The organism is Streptomyces sp. NPDC033221 (assembly GCF_055577005.1).
The window spans coordinates 244,769-261,090 of record NZ_JBVIQN010000004.1 but is presented as its reverse complement, the minus strand read 5'-3'; the positions used below and the strand labels follow the sequence as shown (position 1 = coordinate 261,090).

16 protein-coding genes and 3 tRNA genes are annotated in these 16,322 nt (G+C 69.1%); 15 read left to right on the top strand and 4 right to left on the bottom strand.

Annotated features, from left to right (window positions below):
• Positions 1-6: 6 nt before the first annotated feature.
• Complete coding sequence (locus ACZ53K_RS07080) at positions 7-1,290, bottom strand: amidohydrolase family protein (protein ID WP_468832645.1); 1,284 nt, start codon at positions 1,288-1,290, stop codon at positions 7-9.
• A gap of 182 nt (positions 1,291-1,472) precedes the next feature.
• On the opposite strand from ACZ53K_RS07080, the gene ACZ53K_RS07075 reads away from it, so the two are divergent.
• From ACZ53K_RS07075 to ACZ53K_RS07050, 6 genes are all read left to right on the top strand, one after another.
• A tRNA-Thr gene (locus ACZ53K_RS07075) sits at positions 1,473-1,545 on the top strand.
• A gap of 47 nt (positions 1,546-1,592) precedes the next feature.
• Positions 1,593-1,665 (top strand) — tRNA-Met (locus tag ACZ53K_RS07070).
• Between the two features lie 88 nt (positions 1,666-1,753).
• Positions 1,754-1,918 (top strand): 50S ribosomal protein L33, encoded by a 165-nt coding sequence (gene rpmG / locus ACZ53K_RS07065; RefSeq protein WP_006604855.1) that lies wholly within the window; start codon positions 1,754-1,756, stop codon positions 1,916-1,918.
• A 165-nt stretch (positions 1,919-2,083) separates the two neighbouring features.
• Entirely contained in the window at positions 2,084-2,539 is a 456-nt protein-coding gene (locus ACZ53K_RS07060; RefSeq protein WP_468832643.1) for an FAS1-like dehydratase domain-containing protein, read from the top strand.
• Positions 2,540-2,543: 4 nt separating this feature from the next.
• Entirely contained in the window at positions 2,544-2,978 is a 435-nt protein-coding gene (locus ACZ53K_RS07055) for a MaoC family dehydratase (protein WP_468832642.1), read from the top strand.
• A 70-nt stretch (positions 2,979-3,048) separates the two neighbouring features.
• Complete coding sequence (locus tag ACZ53K_RS07050) at positions 3,049-4,104, top strand: UDP-N-acetylmuramate dehydrogenase (RefSeq protein WP_468832641.1); 1,056 nt, start codon at positions 3,049-3,051, stop codon at positions 4,102-4,104.
• Between the two features lie 45 nt (positions 4,105-4,149).
• On the opposite strand, the gene ACZ53K_RS07045 is transcribed toward ACZ53K_RS07050, so the two are convergent.
• Positions 4,150-5,172, bottom strand: coding sequence for an adenosine deaminase (locus ACZ53K_RS07045; protein WP_468832639.1), 1,023 nt, complete (start codon positions 5,170-5,172; stop codon positions 4,150-4,152).
• 118 nt (positions 5,173-5,290) lie between these two features.
• Positions 5,291-6,523 (bottom strand): pyridoxal phosphate-dependent aminotransferase, encoded by a 1,233-nt coding sequence (locus ACZ53K_RS07040; protein WP_468832638.1) that lies wholly within the window; start codon positions 6,521-6,523, stop codon positions 5,291-5,293.
• Positions 6,524-6,707: 184 nt separating this feature from the next.
• Here ACZ53K_RS07040 and ACZ53K_RS07035 point away from each other — a divergent pair.
• The 6 genes from ACZ53K_RS07035 to ACZ53K_RS07010 all read left to right on the top strand — a co-directional run bounded on the left by ACZ53K_RS07035 (position 6,708) and on the right by ACZ53K_RS07010 (position 10,766).
• Positions 6,708-6,780, top strand: a tRNA-Trp gene (locus ACZ53K_RS07035).
• 108 nt (positions 6,781-6,888) lie between these two features.
• Positions 6,889-7,182 (top strand): preprotein translocase subunit SecE, encoded by a 294-nt coding sequence (gene secE / locus ACZ53K_RS07030; protein WP_468832636.1) that lies wholly within the window; start codon positions 6,889-6,891, stop codon positions 7,180-7,182.
• 72 nt (positions 7,183-7,254) lie between these two features.
• Entirely contained in the window at positions 7,255-8,190 is a 936-nt protein-coding gene (gene nusG / locus ACZ53K_RS07025; protein ID WP_468832635.1) for a transcription termination/antitermination protein NusG, read from the top strand.
• Between the two features lie 169 nt (positions 8,191-8,359).
• Entirely contained in the window at positions 8,360-8,794 is a 435-nt protein-coding gene (rplK, locus tag ACZ53K_RS07020; RefSeq protein WP_030262765.1) for a 50S ribosomal protein L11, read from the top strand.
• Positions 8,795-8,900: 106 nt separating this feature from the next.
• A complete protein-coding gene (rplA, locus tag ACZ53K_RS07015; protein WP_468832633.1) occupies positions 8,901-9,623 on the top strand; it encodes a 50S ribosomal protein L1 in 723 nt (240 codons plus the stop codon).
• 285 nt (positions 9,624-9,908) lie between these two features.
• Complete coding sequence (locus ACZ53K_RS07010) at positions 9,909-10,766, top strand: SCO4651 family lipoprotein (protein ID WP_468832632.1); 858 nt, start codon at positions 9,909-9,911, stop codon at positions 10,764-10,766.
• A 133-nt stretch (positions 10,767-10,899) separates the two neighbouring features.
• On the opposite strand, the gene ACZ53K_RS07005 is transcribed toward ACZ53K_RS07010, so the two are convergent.
• Complete coding sequence (locus ACZ53K_RS07005; protein ID WP_468832631.1) at positions 10,900-11,061, bottom strand: hypothetical protein; 162 nt, start codon at positions 11,059-11,061, stop codon at positions 10,900-10,902.
• 23 nt (positions 11,062-11,084) lie between these two features.
• On the opposite strand from ACZ53K_RS07005, the gene rplJ reads away from it, so the two are divergent.
• The 3 genes from rplJ to rpoB all read left to right on the top strand — a co-directional run bounded on the left by rplJ (position 11,085) and on the right by rpoB (position 16,200).
• Positions 11,085-11,636: a 50S ribosomal protein L10 gene (gene rplJ, locus ACZ53K_RS07000; protein WP_468832630.1), complete on the top strand. Its 552-nt coding sequence runs from the start codon at positions 11,085-11,087 to the stop codon at positions 11,634-11,636.
• A gap of 89 nt (positions 11,637-11,725) precedes the next feature.
• Entirely contained in the window at positions 11,726-12,112 is a 387-nt protein-coding gene (gene rplL, locus ACZ53K_RS06995) for a 50S ribosomal protein L7/L12 (RefSeq protein WP_468832628.1), read from the top strand.
• Between the two features lie 605 nt (positions 12,113-12,717).
• Positions 12,718-16,200, top strand: coding sequence for a DNA-directed RNA polymerase subunit beta (gene rpoB, locus ACZ53K_RS06990; protein WP_468832627.1), 3,483 nt, complete (start codon positions 12,718-12,720; stop codon positions 16,198-16,200).
• Positions 16,201-16,322: the final 122 nt, after the last annotated feature.

Genomic DNA, 16,322 nt, shown 5'->3' with positions numbered 1-16,322 from the left:
CTCAGGTCAGCGCTGCGACTGCCGCGGCAGCTCCAGTGCCACCGCCGCCGCCGAGTCGCAGTACTCGCGCACCGCGCTGGTCCGGGCCACCACGCGCCCCCGGTGCACCACGATCCGGCTGTACGCGAGCGACAGCACACCGGCCAGGCTCTCGCCGCGTACGGCCAGCAGCTCCGCGGGGAAGCCCGCCTCGACGCGGACCTCCGGGAGGCCCAGCGTCGCGCGGGCGGCCGCGCTGACCGTCCCGTAGGCGGCCTCGGGGGCGGCCTCGCCCAGGGAGGCCAGCAGGTACGCCGCCTCCAGGGGGTCGCCGCGGCCCACCGGGTTCGCCGCGTCGCGCAGGGCGCCGCTGCCGGACGCCACCCGCACCCCGGCCGCGCGCAGCAGCCGTACGGGGGCGGAGCCGGTCACCCGGCCGCCCGCGGCACCACCACGGCCCGGCAGCCCGGCTCCGTGCCGTTCCAGGGCCGCGCAGCCGCCCTGTGGCAGGCAGACGACCGTCACGCCGGCCGCCGCGAGCTGCTCTGCGGTGCGCGCCGCGGCCTCGGGCGGCAGCGCCGACAGGCCCGCGCACGGCCCGATGGCCACACCGGGCCGCAGGCCGCCCGCCATCGCCGCGAACCGGGCGAGGCGCGCGGGGTCGTCGCCGTCCGTGTGGAGGTCCACCGCGCAGCCGTGCTCGTTCGCCAGCTCCAGGACGGCCTCGGCGTATCCGGCGGGGTCGGGGTCGAGGTCCGGGCAGCCGCCGACGACGGTGGCGCCCATCTTGAGGGCGTCCCGCAGCATCGCCAGCCCGTCCGCGCCGGCCGCCCCGGTGAGCAGCCGCGGCACCGCGACCGCGGTCATGTCGGCCAGTCCGCGCAGCGACCGGCCCGCCTGGAGGACGGCCTCCAGCGAGCGCAGCCCCTGGACGTCGCCGATCCGTACGTGGGAGCGCAGGGCCGTCGCGCCGTGGCCGAGTTGCAGGAGGGCCGCCTCGGTGGTGCGGCGCTGTACGTCTTCGACCGTGCCGGCGACGGGTCCGGTGGCGTCCGCGGTCAGCGCGGTGTCGCAGTGCGCGTGCGGCTCGGCGGGGGCCGGGAGCAGCAGGTAGCCGCCGAGGTCGACGCGGGAGCCCTGGGGGGCCAGGCTGCCCGCCGTGCCGACCGCCTCGATGCGTCCGCCGCTGAGCCGTACGTCCACCACGCGGCCGTCGGCGAGCCGGGCGTCGCAGAGCACCAGGGTGGCCGCCGCGGCGTCGCTGCCCGTGGCCTTCTCGGGTCCCGGCTGCGGCTGACTGCTGTCGGACATCGCGCTCCTCGAAGGACCGGGCGTGCAAGATCACGCAGCGTGTTCCGAGCCTAGGGCGCGCCCAGGGGAGCTTCAGGGAGGCGCGAAATAGTCGTACCGGTGTGGTGCGAGGGACGGCCGGGGCGGTGCTCCGGATACGGATTTCACCTTTGGCGGCAGGCCGTGTAATGTCTTCATCGCTCGCCCCAATAGCTCAGTCGGCAGAGCGTCTCCATGGTAAGGAGAAGGTCTACGGTTCGATTCCGTATTGGGGCTCTGATGTGTGAGGTATCCCGTCCTCGGGCGGGGTCCACTCGCATCACAGCGGTGTAGCTCAGTCGGTAGAGCAAGCGGCTCATAATCGCTGTGTCACCGGTTCAAGTCCGGTCACCGCTACTGACAGTAGCCGATTGTGGGGTCGGTCCTCCGATCGGCTACTCTTGTATGCGTTCATCCGTCCATCCGTCCGTCAAGGAGCACTCACGTGGCTGCCACCGACGTCCGCCCGAAGATCACGCTGGCCTGCGTGGAGTGCAAGGAGCGGAACTACATCACCAAGAAGAACCGGCGTAACGACCCGGACCGTCTTGAGATGAAGAAGCACTGCCCGCGCTGCAACTCGCACACCGCGCACCGCGAGACGCGATAACACCAGGCTCGTCCGCGAGGCCGTCCCCAGTCCTTGGGGGCGGCCTCGCGGCGTTTGTGGTGCGATGACGGCGGCGCGCGGCACGGTGCCCGCCCGCCGCGCCGGCCTGCCGGTATGTCAAGGTCAGGTTCTTTGCAGGGACCAGTTCAGGGAGGTTGCGAGCCCATGGCGCTCGACCAGTCCTTTGTCGGGCGGAGCTACCCGGCCACCGCTCCTTACGAGGTCGGCCGGGAGAAGATCCGCGAATTCGCCGAGGCGATCGGGGATCCGGCCCCGGCGTACACCGACGCCGAAGCCGCCAGGGCGCTCGGTCACCCCGATGTGATCGCCCCGCCGACCTTTGTGTTCTCCATCACCTTCCGGGCCGCCGGACAGGTGGTCGAAGACCCGCAGCTGGGTCTCGATTACAGCCGGGTGGTGCACGGCGACCAGAAATTCGTCTACACCCGGCCGGTGCGCGCAGGTGACCGGCTGACGGTCACCTCGACCATCCAGGCGATCAAATCCATGGCGGGAAACGACTTTCTCGATATCCGTGGTGAGGTGCACGACGAAGCGGGCGAGCACGTGGTGACCGCTTTCACCAAACTGGTGGCGCGCGCCGCCGGGCAGGAGGGCTGACGCGATGGCGGCGAAGATCTCTTACGACGACGTCGAGACCGGCACCGAACTCCCGGCGCAGACCTTTCCTGTGACCCGTGCCACGCTCGTGCGGTACGCGGGCGCCTCCGGCGACTTCAACCCGATCCACTGGAACGAGAAGTTCGCCAAGGAGGTCGGCCTGCCCGACGTCATCGCCCACGGCATGTTCACCATGGCCGAGGCGGTCCGGGTGGTCACCGACTGGACCGGCGACCCGGGCGCCGTCGTCGAGTACGGCGTGCGCTTCACCAAGCCCGTCGTGGTGCCCAACGACGACGAGGGCGCGGTCATCGAGGTCAGCGCCAAGGTCGCGGCCAAGCTGGACGACCAGGCCCGTACGGTCCGGGTCGACCTGACCGCGACCAGCGCCGGGCAGAAGGTGCTCGGGATGTCACGCGCGGTGGTGCGGCTCGCCTGAGGTGAGTGATCGTCACTGCACGGGGGCGGCCCCGCCGGAGCGGCGGGACCGCCCCCGTACCCTTGAGCCCGTGCAGGAACTCACCGATGCTCCCCTCGCCCCGCTGACCACCTTCCGCCTCGGCGGTCCGGCCACCCGGCTGCTCACCGCCACCACGGACGACGAGGTGATCGCGGCCGTCCGCGAGGCCGACGCGTCCGGTACGCCGCTGCTCGTCATCGGCGGCGGCAGCAACCTGGTCATCGGCGACAAGGGCTTCGAGGGCACCGCGCTGCGCATCGCCACCCGCGGCTTCACCCTGGACGGCACCGATCTGACGCTGGCCGCGGGCGAGAACTGGTCGGACGCGGTGGCCCGTACGGTCGAGGCGGGGCTCGCGGGCGTCGAGTGCCTGGCCGGTATCCCGGGTTCGGCAGGTGCCACGCCCATTCAGAACGTGGGCGCGTACGGCCAGGAAGTGTCCTCCACGATCACCGAAGTGGTCGCGTACGACCGCACGGCGGGCGAGACCGTGACCCTTTCGAACGCCGAGTGCGCGTTCTCGTACCGCCACAGCCGCTTCAAGGAGCACCCCGACCGGTTCGTCGTCCTGCGCGTGCGCTTCGCCCTGGAGGACGCGGGCGGGCTGTCCGCGCCGGTCAAGTACGCGGAGACCGCCCGCACCCTCGGCGTGGCGGCGGGCGACCGGGTGCCTGCCGCCGACGCCCGCGAGACCGTGCTCAAGCTGCGGGCCGGCAAGGGCATGGTCCTGGACCCGGAGGACCACGACACCTGGTCGGCGGGCTCCTTCTTCACCAACCCGGTCCTCACCGAGGCCCAGCACGCGGACTTCCTCGCCCGCGTCCACGAGCGCCTCGGCGCGGACGTCATCCCGCCCGCCTTCCCGGCGGGGGAGGGCCGCGTGAAGACCTCGGCCGCCTGGCTCATCGACCGCGCCGGCTTCACCAAGGGCTACGGCGACGGCCCGGCCCGCATCTCCACCAAGCACACCCTCGCCCTCACCAACCGCGGCGAGGCCACCACCGAGGACCTCCTCGCGCTGGCCCGCGAGGTCCGCGAGGGCGTCCGCGCGGCCTTCGGCGTCACGCTGGTCAACGAGCCGGTGACGGTCGGCGTCACCCTTTAGGACGCGTCGGGGCCCCAGGGGCAGGACGCGTCGGGGCCCGGAGGCTCAGCCTTCTCCCAGCCACGCGTCCACGCCCGCCAGCAGCTCCCGCTGCACGCCGTCCGGCGCCCGCGAGCCCCGTACCGACTGGCGGGCCAGCGCGGCCAGCTCCGCGTCCGAGAAGCCGTGCGCCGTGCGCGCGATCTCGTACTGCTCCGCCAGCCGGGAGCCGAACAGCAGCGGGTCGTCGGCGCCCAGCGCCATCGGGACGCCGGCGTCGTACAGGGTCCGCAGCGGTACGTCCTCCGGCTTCTCGTAGACGCCCAGGGCCACGTTCGACGCCGGGCAGACCTCGCAGGTCACCCCGCGCTCGGCCAGCCGCCGCAGCAGCACCGGGTCCTCCGCGGCCCGCACGCCGTGGCCGACCCGGGACGCGTGCAGGTCGTCCAGGCAGTCCCGCACGCTCGAAGGACCGGACAGCTCGCCGCCGTGCGGCGCCGCCAGCAGCCCGCCCTCACGGGCGATGGCGAAGGCCCGGTCGAAATCGCGTGCGAAACCCCGCCGCTCGTCGTTGGAGAGCCCGAAACCGATCACCCCGCGGTCGGCGTAGCGGACCGCGAGCCGGGCGAGCGTACGGGCGTCCAGGGGGTGCTTCATACGGTTGGCGGCCACCAGGACCCGTATTCCGAGGCCGGTGTCGCGGGACGCCGTGTGGACCGCGTCCAGGATGATCTCCAGCGCCGGGATCAGCCCGCCCAGCCGGGGCGCGTACGAGGTCGGGTCGACCTGGATCTCCAGCCAGCCCGAGCCGTCCCGGACGTCCTCCTCGGCGGCCTCCAGGACCAGCCGCCGGATGTCCTCCGGGGAGCGCAGACAGGAGCGCGCGATGTCGTACAGCCGCTGGAAGCGGAACCAGCCGCGCTCGTCCGTGGCCCGCAGCTTCGGCGGCTCGCCGCCCTTCAGGGCCTCCGGCAGGTGCACGCCGTACTTGTCGGCGAGCTCCAGCAGGGTCGACGGCCGCATCGACCCCGTGAAGTGCAGGTGCAGGTGGGCCTTGGGCAGCCCTCGGACATCGCGTACACGTTCCATCCCAGGATCTTGCCGTACGGGCCCGACGCGCCGGTAGGCCCTTTCCCGAACGAGCGCCCGCCCGAAAGCAGATGCGGGCCCCGGGGAAGCCCCGGGGCCCGCGCATCCGCCGCTGTGGCTACTTGGCCTCGGCCAGCAGCTTCTGGACCCGCGAGATGCCCTCGACCAGGTCCTCGTCACCGAGCGCGTACGACAGGCGCAGGTAGCCCGGGGTGCCGAACGCCTCACCCGGGACGACCGCGACCTCGGCCTCCTCCAGGATCAGCTCGGCCAGCTCCACGCTGGTCTGCGGACGCTTGCCGCGGATCTCCTTGCCGAGCAGGCCCTTGACCGACGGGTACGCGTAGAACGCGCCCTCCGGCTCGGGGCACAGCACGCCCTCGATCTCGTTGAGCATCCGCACCATCGTCTTGCGGCGCCGGTCGAAGGCGACCTTCATCTCCTCGACGGCCGTCAGGTCGCCGGAGACCGCGGCGATGGCCGCGGCCTGCGCCACGTTGGAGACGTTGGAGGTGGCGTGCGACTGGAGGTTCGCCGCGGCCTTGATCACGTCCTTCGGGCCGATGGCCCAGCCCACCCGCCAGCCGGTCATCGCGTACGTCTTGGCCACGCCGTTGACGATGATGCACTTCTCGCGCAGCTCCGGCACCACCACCGGCAGCGAGGAGAACTCCGCGTCGCCGTAGACCAGGTGCTCGTAGATCTCGTCCGTCAGGACCCACAGGCCGTGCCCGGCGGCCCAGCGGCCCACCGCCTCGACCTGCTCGCGGGTGTAGACCGCGCCGGTCGGGTTGGACGGCGAGACGAACAGCAGCACCTTCGTACGGTCCGTACGGGCCGCCTCCAGCTGCTCCACGGACACCCGGTAACCGGTGGTCTCGTCGGCCACCACCTCCACCGGCACGCCGCCCGCCAGCCGGATCGACTCCGGATAGGTGGTCCAGTACGGGGCCGGCACGATGACCTCGTCGCCCGGGTCCAGGATCGCCGCGAACGCCTCGTAGATCGCCTGCTTGCCACCGTTGGTGACCAGCACGTTCGCCGCCTCGACCTCGTAACCCGAGTCGCGCAGCGTCTTCGCCGCGATCGCGGCCTTCAGCTCGGGCAGGCCGCCGGCCGGGGTGTAGCGGTGGAACTTCGGGTTGCGGCACGCCTCGACGGCGGCCTCGACGATGTAGTCCGGAGTGGGGAAGTCGGGCTCGCCGGCGCCGAAGCCGATCACCGGACGCCCGGCGGCCTTGAGGGCCTTCGCCTTGGCGTCCACGGCGAGGGTCGCGGACTCGGAGATCGCCCCGACGCGGGCCGACACCCGACGGTCGGTGGGGGACTGTGCGGGAGGAGTAGCGCTCATGTACTGCATGTTCCCAGACCGCCGCGGGGGCGGGCACACGGGTTTGGAGGTGCCGCTCCGGGGCTTTCTGTTCGACGCCCGGCCGCGAAGCACGTACACTCGCTGACCGTTGGCCCCCAACAGGGCGCAGGCGTCCACGCACCTGGTGCAGTGGTCGGGATGCGGTAGGTTGGGGAAACCACAAAGGGTCGTAGCTCAATTGGTAGAGCACTGGTCTCCAAAACCAGCGGTTGGGGGTTCAAGTCCCTCCGGCCCTGCTACACGCACTCGTCACCGAGGCGCGTGCACGCGTACGTACTGAAATGCACCGCCGTGCGGCTCTACCGGGCGCGGCACGGCAACGACCCGGATTCAGGTGAGGACGAGTGACGGACGCCCTGGGCTCCATCGACATGCCTGAGCGCGGTCGTTCCGACGACGAGTCCGCGGACTCCAAGAAGCCCCGCCGCGGCGGCAAGCGCGGCAAGAAGGGCCCGTTCGCCCGCCTTGCGCTTTTCTACCGGCAGATCATCGCCGAGCTCCGCAAGGTCGTCTGGCCCACGCGGGGCCAGCTCTCGACGTACACCACCGTGGTGATCGTCTTCGTCGTCATCGTCATCGGTCTCGTAACCGTGATTGACTTGGGATTCAACGAGGCCGTCAAGTACGTCTTCGGCTGATCCCGCGAAGGGCGCCTTTGCGGGCGCCCCTTTGCATGTTCAACCCCTTGAAGCCAGGAAGAAGCAGCCACCGTGTCTGACCCGAACCTGAACGACGCCGCCGACTCCGTCGAGACGGCAGCGGCCGACGTTGACGCGGCTGCCTCGGCCGAGGTCGAGGGCGACGCTGCGGCGATTGCCGACGAAGAGGCCGCTCGCGAGATCGTCGAGGGCGCCGACACGGCCGACGAGCTCGACACCGAGGACGCCGAGGCGGGCGAGCCCGCCGAGGAGGCCGCGGTGAGCGTCGAGGACGAGGACGACGAGACCGCCGACTCCGACGAGGCGGAGACCGCCGAGGACGCGGCGGCCCAGGACGCGGACGAGGAGCCGGCCGAGGACACCGAGCCGGTCGACCCGATCGCCGCGCTCCGCGAGGAGCTGCGCACCCTGCCGGGCGAGTGGTACGTCATCCACACCTACGCGGGCTACGAGAAGCGCGTGAAGGCCAACCTGGAGCAGCGCGCCGTCTCGCTCAACGTCGAGGACTTCATCTACCAGGCCGAGGTCCCCGAGGAAGAGATCGTCCAGATCAAGAACGGCGAGCGCAAGAACGTCCGCCAGAACAAGCTCCCGGGCTACGTGCTCGTGCGCATGGACCTGACGAACGAGTCCTGGGGCGTCGTGCGCAACACGCCGGGCGTCACCGGCTTCGTGGGCAACGCCTACGACCCGTACCCGCTGACCCTCGACGAGATCGTCAAGATGCTCGCCCCGGAGGCCGAGGAGAAGGCCGCCAAGGAGGCCGCCGAGGCCGAGGGCAAGCCGGCGCCGTCCCGCAAGGTCGAGGTCCAGGTGCTGGACTTCGAGGTGGGCGACTCGGTCACCGTCACGGACGGCCCGTTCGCCACGCTGCAGGCCACGATCAACGAGATCAACGCCGACTCGAAGAAGGTCAAGGGCCTCGTCGAGATCTTCGGCCGCGAGACCCCGGTCGAGCTGAGCTTCGACCAGATCCAGAAGAACTGACACCTTCTGGAACCAGAGCTTCCGAACAGGTCAGACGAGCCCCTCGGGGACCGTCTGACCTGCTCGGTTTTTGGCCGCACCTCTATACCCGTTATCGTTGTGCGGTATGCCTCCATCCGGATGACCGGATGGTCTGGCGAAAAACCTCTCACTAGGACCCGGAGAGAGCATGCCTCCCAAGAAGAAGAAGGTCACGGGGCTCATCAAGCTCCAGATCCAGGCCGGTGCCGCGAACCCGGCTCCGCCGGTCGGCCCCGCGCTGGGTCAGCACGGCGTCAACATCATGGAGTTCTGCAAGGCCTACAACGCCGCGACCGAGTCGCAGCGCGGTTGGGTCATCCCGGTGGAGATCACGGTCTACGAAGACCGTTCCTTCACCTTCATCACCAAGACCCCGCCGGCCTCGAAGATGATCCTGAAGGCCGCGGGCGTGGAGAAGGGCTCCGGCGAGCCGCACAAGACCAAGGTCGCCAAGATCACGGCCGACCAGGTCCGCGAGATCGCCACCACCAAGATGCCCGACCTGAACGCCAACGACCTGGACGCCGCGTCGAAGATCATCGCCGGCACCGCCCGTTCCATGGGCATCACGGTCGAGGGCTGACAGCCACCCCGCATCCGCCCCGCGGCACCCGCCGCATCACGGGGCACGTGGCAGGGCCAGGCGCTGGCCCGCACCACGACTCCATCGCCACCATTCAGGAGCAGCAGTGAAGCGCAGCAAGACTCTTCGCAACGCGGACGCGAAGATCGACCGGGAGCGTCTGTACGCCCCGCTCGAGGCCGTCCGTCTGGCCAAGGAGACCTCCGCGGCCAAGTTCGACGCGACCGTCGAGGTCGCCATGCGTCTGGGTGTCGACCCGCGCAAGGCCGACCAGATGGTCCGTGGCACCGTGAACCTTCCGCACGGCACCGGTAAGACCGCCCGGGTCCTGGTCTTCGCGACCGGCGACCGTGCTGCGGCAGCGGAAGCCGCGGGCGCCGACATCGTCGGCTCCGACGAACTGATCGACGAGGTCTCCAAGGGCCGTCTGGACTTCGACGCCGTCGTCGCCACGCCGGACCTCATGGGCAAGGTCGGCCGCCTCGGCCGCGTGCTCGGTCCCCGTGGTCTGATGCCGAACCCGAAGACCGGCACCGTCACCCCGGACGTCGCCAAGGCTGTCACCGACATCAAGGGCGGCAAGATCGAGTTCCGCGTGGACAAGCACGCGAACCTCCACTTCATCATCGGCAAGGTGTCCTTCGACGACACCAAGCTGGTGGAGAACTACGCTGCGGCGCTGGAGGAGATCAACCGTCTCAAGCCGTCCGCCGCCAAGGGCCGCTACATCAAGAAGGCCACCATCGCCACCACGATGGGCCCCGGCGTCCCGGTCGACTCCAACCGCACCCGCAACCTCCTCGTCGAGGAGGACGTGCTCGCCGTCTGAGTCTGACGGCAGGCACGCGCGTACGCGTACGTCGGGCCCCGCACCTCATTTGAGGTGCGGGGCCCCACGCGTTGTAGGGGCAGGGGCAGGGGCAAGGGCGCAGGACGGCTCAGGGCCGCGCACGGCGCCCGGGAGCGTCCGTAGGTGGCCCGGAGGCGGCTCGGTACGGCAAAAGCGGCACCACCGGCCGTACGGGGCGTCGCGGGGCCCGGCCCGGGGCGCTGTCACCCCTCTGCACTACGCTCACCCGCAGTCGTAAAGCTGATCTACAACGGGGAGACACACGTGCGTACTGCGCGGATCACCGCGGTCGCGGCCGGCGTCGTCATGATGGCGGGCCTGACCGCGTGCGGCGGCAAGGACGGCGGCAACAAGGCGGGCGGCGGCGGCGACGCGGGCGGCGGCTCGCCGGTCCAGGCCGCCGCGGCGGCGCTGCGGACGGCCTCCGAGAAGACCGGTTCGGAGAACTCGGCCAAGGTCGAGGGCGAGAACAAGATGGGCGGCGCCACGCAGTCCCTCAAGGGCGCCATGGACTGGTCCAACGGCCTGCGGATGAACGTCGAGATATCCCAGCAGGGCGGCATGGGCGGCGGAAAGCCCATGAAGGCCGTCTACACGCCCGAGGCAATGTTCATCAACCTCGGCATCGGCGGCAAGCCGTGGATGAAGTACGACTACGACGCGCTGGCGAAGAAGTCCGCGGCGGGTGCGCTGATCAAGGACCAGATGCAGAACAACAACCCGACGCGCTCCATGGAGCTGGTCATCGCGTCGGGCAAGGCCAAGAAGGCCGGTACGGAGGACGTACGCGGGGTCCAGGCGACCCGGTACACCGCCGTCATCGACGTGGCCGAGCTGAGCCGGATGCAGGCCTCCAAGAACTTCAGCGAGAAGGACATGAAGGCGCTGGAGGACATGCTCAAGCAGTCCGGCACGAAGAACGAGACGATCGACCTGTGGATCGGCCCGGACAACCTGCTCGTCAAGAAGCGTGAGCAGGCCCAGAACAACCAGGGCGGCCTGGACTCCACGGTCTACTACTCGGACTACGGCACCAAGGTCGCGGCCGAGGAGCCGCCGGCCTCGCAGGTCACCGACGCGAGCAAGCTCGGCGCTTCGGGCGGCGGCGGCCTGGCGAGCTGACGCCTGCCGACCCCGCCGCCCCTGGGCCCGGTGAGCCTCGCGCCGCCGGGCCCGGGGGCGGATTTGCCTGCGCGACGGCCGTTCGCGTACCGTAGCGAAGAAGCCAAAGACCGCTGGTTGTCTCTGTGCGCCTTCACGGGCGTACGGAACCGAAGGATCCGCTAGCTGCGGACGGCCTGCGCAGGTGGACGAGGAAGAACTCCCGGACGAAGTGTTTTTTCGCCCGGTCGAGCCATGCCCCGTGCGCCTGCGCCGGGGCGTTTGTTTTGCCCAGCCCCTTCTGCGCGGTCCTCATCACCCGGAAGGAGGCCGAGGCTCATGGCGAGGCCCGACAAGGTCGCAGCCGTCGAGGAGATCACGGAGAAGCTCCGTAACTCCAACGCCGCTGTTGTGACCGCGTACACCGGACTGTCCGTCGCTCAGCTCAAGCAGCTGCGCCGTTCGCTCGGTGACAACGCTCAGTACCGTGTGGTGAAGAACACGCTGACCAAGATTGCGGCCAATGAGGCCGGGATCACGCTGGACGAGCACCTCAATGGCTCGACGGCTGTCGCCTTCGTGACCGGTGACCCGGTCGAGGCGGCAAAGGGTCTTCGTGACTTCGCCAAGGAAAACCCCTCTCTCGTCATCAAGGGCGGTGTCCTCGACGGCAGGGCGCTGTCCGCCGACGAGATCAAGAAGCTTGCGGACCTCGAGTCCCGCGAGGTTCTGCTCGCCAAGCTGGCGGGTGGCATGAAGGCGTCCATGGCCAAGGCCGCGGCGACCTTCCAGGCCCCGCTCACGAAGATGGTCCGCACCGCGGAAGCTCTTCGCAGCAAGGTCGAGCAGGGCGGTGCCGGTGAGCCGGCTCCCGCCGAGGCCGCGGAGTAACCACTTCGCAGTCCAGCGGGCACGTCTGCTCAGCACGCCCGCCGCAATGTACATCCGGCACCAGCCGAATTAGTGGAAGGACCGCCACCATGGCGAAGCTCACCCAGGACGAACTGCTGGCCCAGTTCGAGGAGATGACCCTGCTCGAGCTCTCCGACTTCGTGAAGAAGTTCGAGGAGAAGTTCGACGTCGAGGCTGCCGCCCCGGCCGCCGTCGTTGCCGCCCCGGCCCAGGGTGGTGGCGACGCCGCCGCCGCCGAGGAGCAGGACGAGTTCGACGTCATCCTCACCGGTGCCGGCGACAAGAAGATCCAGGTCATCAAGGTCGTGCGTGAGCTGACCTCGCTGGGTCTGAAGGAGGCCAAGGACCTCGTCGACGGCACCCCGAAGCCGGTCCTCGAGAAGGTCGCCAAGGACGCCGCGGAGAAGGCCGCCGAGGCCCTCAAGGGCGCCGGCGCCTCCGTCGAGGTCAAGTGACCCGACGAGTCTGCTGACTCTTCGCAAACCTGAAGGCGATCACCCATGCGGGTGGTCGCCTTCGGGCGTTCGGGCCGCGGCTGCGCCGTCCCGCCCTTCCGTGCGAGTATGGTGATCTTCGTTGCCCGGCCGTGCACCCCGTGACGATCTTCCAGTGGGTGGGGGGCCTTGACGAACCGCACGCAGCGCGCAATTCTCAGGACGCGACGTCAGAAGCGATCCGGGTTCGAGGCATGGATCGCCGGCGAAGAGGGAAGCATCGGGGTGCGCCTGTTGGCGCACGGCTCGTGGCAGGCATAAGACGTTGGGCATTGAGAAGAACGAAGAGGGGTACCTCCGTCACGGAGGGTGCCGCCTACCGGAGGGAGAAGATCGGTATCACGGTGCTGAACCGGTCTCCGGAAACTCGCTCTGGACATCAGTGTGCCGAGTGGCTACACTGACCCTTTGCGCTGCCTGTTAGCTGCTCCCTGCCCGTCACCAGGGGCATACCCGAGCCCGAGCAATGCCGACTGATCCGCCCTGACCTGGGCCTTTCCTCCGGCTGTGTTCGGTCCGGGACCGGTACGCGCGTAGTGAGTCCGAGCCCTCGGAAGGACCCCCTCTTGGCCGCCTCGCGCAACGCCTCGACTGCCAATACGAACAACGGCGACAGCACCGCCCCGCTGCGCATCTCTTTTGCGAAGATCAAGGAGCCCCTCGGGGTTCCGAACCTCCTTGCGCTGCAGACCGAAAGCTTCGACTGGCTGCTCGGCAATGCCGCATGGAAGGGTCGCGTCGAGGCTGCGCTGGAAAGTGGTCAGGACGTCCCCACCAAGTCCGGTCTGGAGGAGATCTTCGAAGAGATCTCCCCGATCGAGGACTTCTCCGGGTCGATGTCGCTGACGTTCCGCGACCACCGATTCGAGCCCCCGAAGAACTCCATCGACGAGTGCAAGGAGCGCGACTTCACGTACGCGGCTCCGCTCTTCGTCACCGCCGAGTTCACCAACAACGAGACCGGCGAGATCAAGTCCCAGACGGTCTTCATGGGCGACTTCCCGCTCATGACCAACAAGGGCACCTTCTGCATCAACGGCACCGAGCGTGTCGTCGTCTCGCAGCTGGTCCGCTCGCCGGGCGTCTACTTCGACAGCCAGATCGACAAGACGTCCGACAAGGACATCTTCACGGCCAAGATCATCCCGTCCCGGGGTGCCTGGCTCGAGATGGAGATCGACAAGCGCGACATGGTCGGTGTGCGCATCGACCGCAAGCGCAAGCAGTCCGTGACCGTCCTCCTCAAGGCCCTCGGCTGGACGACCGAGCAGATCCTGGAGGAGTTCGGCGAGTACGAGTCGATGCGCGCCACCCTGGAGAAGGACCACACCCAGGGCCAGGACGACGCGCTGCTCGACATCTACCGCAAGCTGCGCCCGGGCGAGCCGCCGACGCGCGAGGCCGCGCAGACGCTGCTGGAGAACCTCTACTTCAACCCGAAGCGCTACGACCTCGCGAAGGTCGGCCGCTACAAGGTCAACAAGAAGCTCGGCGGCGAGGAGCCCCTCGACGCGGGCGTGCTGACCACCGACGACGTCATCGCCACCATCAAGTACCTGGTCAAGCTGCACGCCGGCGAGACCGAGACGATGGGCGAGAGCGGCCGGGAGATCGTCGTCGAGACCGACGACATCGACCACTTCGGCAACCGCCGCCTGCGCAATGTCGGCGAGCTGATCCAGAACCAGGTCCGTACGGGTCTCGCCCGTATGGAGCGTGTCGTGCGCGAGCGCATGACCACCCAGGACGTCGAGGCGATCACGCCGCAGACCCTGATCAACATCCGGCCGGTCGTCGCCTCCATCAAGGAGTTCTTCGGCACCAGCCAGCTGTCCCAGTTCATGGACCAGACGAACCCGCTGTCGGGCCTGACCCACAAGCGCCGTCTGTCCGCGCTGGGCCCCGGTGGTCTCTCCCGTGAGCGGGCCGGCCTGGACGTCCGTGACGTGCACCCCTCGCACTACGGCCGTATGTGCCCGATCGAGACGCCCGAAGGCCCCAACATTGGTCTGATCGGTTCGCTCGCCTCGTACGGCCGCGTCAACGTCTTCGGCTTCATCGAGACCCCGTACCGCAAGGTCGTCGAGGGCCGGGTCACCGAGCAGGTCGACTACCTGACCGCCGACGAGGAAGACCGCTTCCTCATCGCGCAGGCGAACGCTCCCCTCACCGAGGACATGGAGTTCGCCGAAGGCCGCGTCATGTGCCGCCGCCGCGGTGGTGAGGTCGACCTCGCCGCCCGCGAGGACGTGGACTACATGGACGTCTCGCCGCGCCAGATGGTGTCGGCCGCGACCGCCATGATCCCCTTCCTGGAGCACGACGACGCCAACCGCGCGCTCATGGGATCGAACATGATGCGCCAGGCCGTGCCGCTGATCAAGGCGGAGGCCCCGCTGGTCGGCACCGGCATGGAGTACCGCTGCGCGGTCGACGCCGGTGACGTCATCAAGGCCGAGAAGGACGGTGTGGTCCAGGAGGTCTCCGCGGACTACATCACCGTCGCCAACGACGACGGCACGTACACCACGTACCGCGTCGCCAAGTTCACCCGCTCCAACCAGGGCACCTCCTTCAACCAGAAGGTCGTCGTGGACGAGGGCGCGCGCGTCGTCGTCGGCCAGGTGCTCGCCGACGGTCCCTCCACGGAGGAGGGCGAGATGGCGCTGGGCAAGAACCTGCTCGTCGCCTTCATGCCCTGGGAGGGCCACAACTACGAGGACGCGATCATCCTGTCGCAGCGCCTCGTGCAGGACGACGTCCTGTCCTCGATCCACATCGAGGAGCACGAGGTCGACGCCCGGGACACCAAGCTGGGCCCGGAGGAGATCACCCGGGACATCCCGAACGTCTCCGAGGAGGTCCTCTCGGACCTCGACGAGCGCGGCATCATCCGGATCGGTGCCGAGGTCGTCGCCGGCGACATCCTCGTCGGCAAGGTCACGCCCAAGGGCGAGACCGAGCTGACCCCGGAGGAGCGCCTGCTGCGCGCCATCTTCGGTGAGAAGGCCCGTGAGGTCCGTGACACTTCGCTGAAGGTCCCGCACGGCGAGATCGGCAAGGTCATCGGCGTCCGCGTCTTCGACCGTGAAGAGGGCGACGAGCTGCCCCCGGGCGTGAACCAGCTGGTCCGCGTCTACGTGGCGCAGAAGCGCAAGATCACCGACGGTGACAAGCTCGCCGGCCGCCACGGCAACAAGGGCGTCATCTCCAAGATCCTGCCGGTCGAGGACATGCCGTTCCTGGAGGACGGCACCCCGGTCGACATCATCCTCAACCCGCTGGGTGTCCCGTCCCGAATGAACCCGGGTCAGGTCCTGGAGATCCACCTCGGCTGGCTCGCCAGCCAGGGCTGGAAGGTCGAGGGCGACGCCGACTGGCAGAAGCGTCTCCAGGCGATCGGCGCCGACGAGGTCGCGCCCCGCACCAACGTCGCGACCCCGGTCTTCGACGGTGCGCGCGAGGACGAGCTCGCTGGTCTGTTCGACTCCACGCTGCCGAACCGCGACGGCGAGCGGATGGTCAAGGACACCGGCAAGGCCCGGATGTTCGACGGCCGTTCCGGTGAGCCGTTCCCGGACCCGATCTCGGTCGGGTACATGTACATCCTGAAGCTCCACCACCTGGTGGACGACAAGCTGCACGCGCGTTCGACCGGTCCGTACTCGATGATCACCCAGCAGCCGCTGGGTGGTAAGGCCCAGTTCGGTGGCCAGCGCTTCGGTGAGATGGAGGTGTGGGCGCTGGAGGCTTACGGCGCCGCGTACGCCCTCCAGGAGCTGCTGACGATCAAGTCCGACGACGTGACCGGCCGCGTGAAGGTCTACGAGGCGATCGTCAAGGGCGAGAACATCCCCGAGCCCGGCATTCCCGAGTCCTTCAAGGTGCTCATCAAGGAAATGCAGTCGCTCTGCCTGAACGTGGAGGTGCTGTCCTCGGACGGCATGTCCATCGAGATGCGCGACACGGACGAGGATGTCTTCCGCGCCGCGGAGGAGCTCGGTATCGACCTGTCCCGGCGCGAGCCGAGCAGCGTCGAAGAGGTCTGACGGGCCTGGCCGGGGCTCCTTCCCCCAAGGAGCCCCGGTCGCCCCGGACCCGTACAGACCATGATGTAGAGCCCATTTTTTCGCTTACGCGAAGGGCACGACCCTGAAAGAGGGATTGACGA